This is a genomic window from Dyella acidiphila, from assembly GCF_014863405.1.
GTDB lineage: Bacteria > Pseudomonadota > Gammaproteobacteria > Xanthomonadales > Rhodanobacteraceae > Dyella_B > Dyella_B acidiphila.
The window spans coordinates 1-5,419 of the sequence record NZ_JACZZA010000025.1 but is presented as its reverse complement, the minus strand read 5'-3'; the positions used below and the strand labels follow the sequence as shown (position 1 = coordinate 5,419).

General features: G+C 54.8%; 6 protein-coding genes. 3 read left to right on the top strand and 3 right to left on the bottom strand.

The genetic code is table 11. The features are described 5' to 3' along the window. Positions 1–202, top strand: a 202-nt coding sequence (locus IGX34_RS22245; protein WP_225737703.1) for a hypothetical protein, incomplete at its 5' end; no start/stop codon positions are given. A gap of 412 nt (positions 203–614) precedes the next feature. Here the strand turns inward: IGX34_RS22245 and IGX34_RS21925 are convergent. Beyond that, positions 615–1,247, bottom strand: coding sequence for a TonB family protein (locus IGX34_RS21925; protein WP_192557892.1), 633 nt, complete (start codon positions 1,245–1,247; stop codon positions 615–617). 511 nt (positions 1,248–1,758) lie between these two features. On the opposite strand from IGX34_RS21925, the gene IGX34_RS21920 reads away from it, so the two are divergent. Further along, entirely contained in the window at positions 1,759–3,069 is a 1,311-nt protein-coding gene (locus IGX34_RS21920) for an ABC transporter permease (protein ID WP_192557891.1), read from the top strand. Positions 3,070–3,079: 10 nt separating this feature from the next. Next, entirely contained in the window at positions 3,080–4,327 is a 1,248-nt protein-coding gene (locus IGX34_RS21915) for an ABC transporter permease (protein ID WP_192557890.1), read from the top strand. A 101-nt stretch (positions 4,328–4,428) separates the two neighbouring features. Here IGX34_RS21915 and IGX34_RS21910 read toward each other — a convergent pair whose 3' ends face one another. Beyond that, entirely contained in the window at positions 4,429–4,848 is a 420-nt protein-coding gene (locus IGX34_RS21910) for a VOC family protein (RefSeq protein WP_225737702.1), read from the bottom strand. A gap of 130 nt (positions 4,849–4,978) precedes the next feature. Then, entirely contained in the window at positions 4,979–5,164 is a 186-nt protein-coding gene (locus IGX34_RS21905; protein ID WP_192557888.1) for a hypothetical protein, read from the bottom strand. Positions 5,165–5,419 lie beyond the last annotated feature (255 nt).

Genomic DNA, 5,419 nt, shown 5'->3' with positions numbered 1-5,419 from the left:
CCCCTGCGAGGAAAGCACCTCGGCCTCGCGCAGCTTGTGGATGATCTCTTCGGAACTAAAGCGTTTCTTGGGCATCGTCCAGTCTCCTCGTCATAAGTCTATGAACTTTGGATCTGGACCAGAAATTTCAGGTCAGCTCAAGCCTTTAATGGCTGGATCGTCTGGCAAAAAAGTGAATACAACGTCTGCAATCTCCGCATGATATTTGTCAGGAAGAGGCGGCACATCAGTAATGCCCGCCACAACATAGGAGCCGCGGATTTCTCGGGAATCGAAACAACGCCCGCCCAAAATGGCAAGCGGTGGTTTCGGAGGAAGGACTTTCGCTGGGGCGCAGCCATACAATGAACTTACTAAGATAAGGAACATTCCCGCATACAGAAAATTGCGTCGCCCCACCATCGCATGAACCTCCAATTGCGTTCGAATTCACTAGCGACATCATTTGCGTACAATCGCGCCATTCATATGTGGCAATGCCCTGGAAAATCTGGCGCTCTCTGGTATGTCCGTTGCGGGGCGGAGGCGGGCATGACGCCACTATCATCGAACGACCAACATTCCCTTTTTTTGCTGCACTTTAGTTGCTGATAATCACCAGGGGATAAAAATCTTCAAGGCATAAACGTGAAGTCGAGGGTCTTTTGAAAAACGCTCTCAAAACCCTTATAGGGTAGGGGTGAGGCGCTCGTAACGGCATCGATCAGTGACTTCTTGTCCGCTTCATCGTACGGACACCCGGGTCGGATTTCTATATGGGTGACTTGGCCGTCGGGTTGCTGCTTAATTTCAACGACACATGGTTGCTGCGGTAGATTTTCGGGTCGCTGCCAGTGAGCACTAACCTGATTTTGTATGGCGGCCGCGTATACGATGAGCAATGAAGTTGCGGACCATGCTCCAATGGTGGTCGTTTGTGTCTTCAAATCAAAATAGACCGGCACACGAATCCATTGGGATTGCGGTTTACCATCCTTTGTCCCGGCTAAAAATGATCCCTGCGAAATGCCTTGCACAGCCGCCGCATCAAGATCTGGGAATCCACTTGATTTCTCGACTCTCGCGTTGATGGCGTGACCGCCAGCATCTGTCTCTACATCGACTAGCACAACACCCTCTTCCTTCGCTAAAACTGCTGATGCAGGATATTGGAGGGTCGAATGAGTGATTGATGCATCGGTTTGAGCATTCGCGGATAGACAAACACCCAGTAGCAATACGGTTACCGTGCATGCACGAATCGTCAAGTTTTATCCCCTGTTACCCATTCGCCGACTATGTCCCAGCGCCCAACCTGAGTCGGAAGCTGGCCGGAGGTAGTTAGCCCACTTTAACCAATTACCGGCCCCATTACCCGAACAGCGATCCGGTCCTGTCGGAACAACTTGCCGGTATTGGGCGCCGAGCTCCCGAAAATGGGAAGGGGATAGTTAGCCCACTTTAACCACCTCCGATCCCATTGCCCGGTCGTTCTTGGTCCCTCGCTCAAGCGGCACCGCCACGGACGGCCCGCCAGTCGCCCATTTCGGCTTAAGCACTAACTGACTTGCGATGGGCTGCAACCATGTCCGAGTGTCCGCGCCCTGTGTCCGCGGACACTCTTTATATCGTCCGTTGCGACGAGGTGATGGAAAAACTCACTGCCAATTCGCCAATTTCTCCATGGCACGCTGATTGCTAAGTAATCCAAGTTGGGAGTCGCGCCGTAGACCAGTTAGCAACTTGGTTACGCCAAAAAAGCCATCTAAAGGAAAATGGATGTTCGCTCACTACCTGCAACTCGGTTTGCGCAGCTTGCGGCGAAACCCCGTGCTCACCATCCTGATGGTCATCGTCATGGGCTTTGGCGTCAGCGCGTCGATGGCCAGTTATGCAGTATTCCGCGCGGTATCCAACGACCCCATCCCCGATAAATCCACCCAGTTGTATGCGGTGCAGATCGATAGCTTTGGCCCCAAGAACAACAACGGTGGCGAGCCATCCGGTGAGTTGGATTATCTCGATGCAATGGCTCTCCAGCGCGATCACAAAGGGCTGCGGCAAACGCCGCTGTACCCGGTAGGATTATCGTTGCTTCCTACTGAGGCAAGCCAAATGCCTCTGCGTCCAAAAACGTATGCGGTGAATGCGGAAGCCTTTCCCATGTTCGAAATTCCGTTTGCTTTTGGCGGTGGCTGGTCGAAGGACGATGACCGCTCAAGCGCCTATGTTGCGGTGATTGGGCGACGCCTTAATGACCGGCTTTTTCGAGGTGCGAACAGCATTGGCAAGTCGATCAATCTTAGCGGCCACGACTACCGAATTGTCGGTGTCATGGACGATTGGGACCCGAAGCCGCTTTATATGGATGTTCTCAGCAGCAACAGCTTCGGCACACCGATCCAGGTGTTCATTCCATTGCAACGCGCGTTGGATTCTCACATGCAAACGGTAGGCTCTACGGGCTGCGTTGGGAGCGACGAAGGCGCTGGCTGGGAAGCATTTACCCACTCCACATGCACGTGGTTGCTGTATTGGGTGGAGTTGCCGACTCCGGCTCAGGCGCAGGCATATGGACATTACCTCTACGACTATGCGTCCCTGCAACAGCACGCCGGGCGCTATCCATGGGCACCCAACGTCCGCCTTCATGACGTCCGTCAATGGCTCAAATACATGCATGTCGTGTCGCCGGCGAGCGAAATGTCGCTGTATATCTCGTGCGGCGTGCTTTTGATCTGTCTGGTCAATACGTCCGGCCTTCTGCTGGCCAAGTTCATGCGCCGCAGCGCCGAGATTGGCGTGCGCCGGGCATTGGGGGCGCCGCGTCGTGCGATCTACGCCCAGTTTCTGATGGAAGGCGTCACGGTCGGGCTCGCCGGTGGCGTATTAGGTTTATTGCTGACCGTGTTCAATCTGCACGGCATCGGCAGCGTAGTCGACAAGGAAACGGCCGCCCTCCTGCGATTGGACGCATCGCTGGTGGCGTGGACCTTCACCGTTTCAGTCATTTCGACTCTATTGGCTTCCTTTTATCCCACTTGGCGCGCTGCGAACGTACAGCCGGCCTGGCAGCTGAAAACCAACTGAGGGCCAGGCGATGCTACAGATCAAACCGATTCTCGCGGCCCTAAAACAACACAAGGCAGGCACCGTATTGATCGGCCTACAGATTGCGTTGACGCTGGCTATCGTCTGCAACCTCTTGTTCATGATTCACCAGCGCATGCTGCATGTCAGCCGCCCAAGTGGCGTAAGCGAAGAAAGTGTGCTGACTATTCGCAACGAATGGGCCAGGGCCGACGAAAGTAACCTGCAGGCGCTGGATGCCGCCGACCTGCAACTGCTTCGGCGGCTGACCGGTGTGCGAGATGCCAGCATCAGTTATGGCTATCCACTGCGGAATGGCGGCTACAACTCGTCCGTGAGCAATACGCCAAGCAATCCGAACGAGATCAACGTCAGCTCACGCTTCTTTACCGACGATCATCTGCTGCCCGTGCTCGACTCAAAGCTAATTGCCGGACGCAATTTTCGATCCGACGAAGTGGCCTGGGAGCGCGAGGATCAGATGCAACCGGCGCCCCAAGTGATTCTCACAGAGTCGTTGGCACGCAAGCTTTATCCGGACGGTTCGGCGTTAGGCAAGCCGGTGTATCTTGATGGGTCGGCGTCGCCCAGCGTAGTCATCGGTATTGTTGATCGACTGGCCGGTAATTTTCCCGGCAGCTGGAACGATGCGGCTTACGGCGATATCGTGATTGAGCCGCGCATCGTAGTCGACAAGCCCGTCACGTATCTAATTAGCGCAGAGCCTGGCCAACTCGAGGCAATAACGAAGGGTGCGCCGGCGGCTTTGATGAAACTCAATCGGCTGCGCATTATTGCCGATGGTACGGGCGATGCCGACATGGGTGTTCGTAACTTCACGCAGGTACGCGCCGACGCCTATCGCGATGAGGAAGGCATGGTGAAAGTAATGGCGTACATCAGCATCGTACTCTTATGCATCACCGCTGCCGGCATCGTCGGCCTCACCAGCTTCTGGGTCGGCCAGCGTCGCAAACAGATCGGCATACGTCGGGCACTTGGTGCTACCAGAGGCGAGATCCTCAGTTATTTCCTTACCGAGAACCTGCTTATTGGTATCGGCGCCGTGTTTTTCGGCTCCCTGCTGGCAGGCGGCATCAGCTTGTTTCTCAGCCTGCATTTCGAGACGCATCGGCTTTCAGTCATATATCTGCTTGGCGGCATTGCCACGTTGCTGCTGCTCGGACAATGTGCAACGTTTGGTCCCGCGTGGCGGGCTGCCAAAATCTCACCGGTTGAAGCTACACGATCGGGTTGAAGTTTTTTGGGGATGGTCGCGGAAACGAAAAACGGGGAAGAGCGGGCCCGAGGTAGTTAGCCCGCTTTAACCAACTCCGGTCTCATTACCGGCGGGCCCCATTACCCGAGTTGCTCGGCAAGCCCGACTATGATGCCTTCAGGTCCGCGGATGTAGGCGAGCCGATACGAGTTCTCATACTTCATTTGGCCAATGAGTTCGGCGCCATGAGACAGCATGTGCGCGACGACAGCATCGATATCCTCGACAGAAAACATGATGCGGCGCAGGCCCAGCACGTTCACCGGCGCGTCCACGGGCCCAAACCTGACCGCATCGGGCGTGTGGAACTTATCCAGCTCAATGCCTTGCCCATCGGGAGTGCGCATCATCGCGAGGGTGGCCCGCACATCCTTGAGTCCGATCAGGCTCCCTATCGCAGGCCCTTCAACTGTCGTTTGGCCTTCCAGCTCAAGGCCAAGTTCAGTGAAGAACGACTTCATGGCTTCGAGATCATCGACAACTATGAGGATGTTGTCCATCCGCCTAAGCTTCATGTCATTGAGTCCCTTTTTCGGTGATATCGGTTGTCTTCAGCGCTTGTACTCTGTCGACCTATTGTGCGGCATGCCCGCCTTGGGTCGGAAGGAGACTCTGGCTTAGCTTGGAAATTCAATAAGGCATATCGAGCTCAGACGCGTAGCTCGCCACTTCTTCATACGTCGTCGACGAATTGAAGAATAGTTGCCTCAAACGATCAACATCGGGAAACCCCAGTTGCTGCGCAAATTTCAAGGCCTGATCGGCCTCCTCGGGGCCGCCACCATATTCCCAAACATGGAGGTAAAGCATATTCATCAGTGGATGAAAGATGCTTGAGCCATGAATCGTGACTTCCTCGGGATACTCCCGGTAGAAACTGATGAATTCGGCCTTGCTATGCGCGATGTCGACTCCATAAATCTGGCCCTGATGAGCTGACCTGAAATTTCTGGTCCAGATCCAAAGTTCATAGACTTATGACGAGGAGACTGGACGATGCCCAAGAAACGCTTTAGTTCCGAAGAGATCATCCACAAGCTGCGCGAGGCCGAGGTGCTTTCCTCGCAGGGG

Excerpts from the sequence above, each read along its gene's own strand:
- IGX34_RS21910 (WP_225737702.1), bottom strand. The coding sequence starts at position 4,848 with ATGGACAACATCCTCATAGTTGTCGATGATCTCGAAGCCATGAAGTCG.
- IGX34_RS21915 (WP_192557890.1), top strand. The coding sequence starts at position 3,080 with ATGCTACAGATCAAACCGATTCTCGCGGCCCTAAAACAACACAAGGCA.
- IGX34_RS21905 (WP_192557888.1), bottom strand. The coding sequence starts at position 5,164 with ATGAATATGCTTTACCTCCATGTTTGGGAATATGGTGGCGGCCCCGAG.
- IGX34_RS21920 (WP_192557891.1), top strand. The coding sequence starts at position 1,759 with ATGTTCGCTCACTACCTGCAACTCGGTTTGCGCAGCTTGCGGCGAAAC.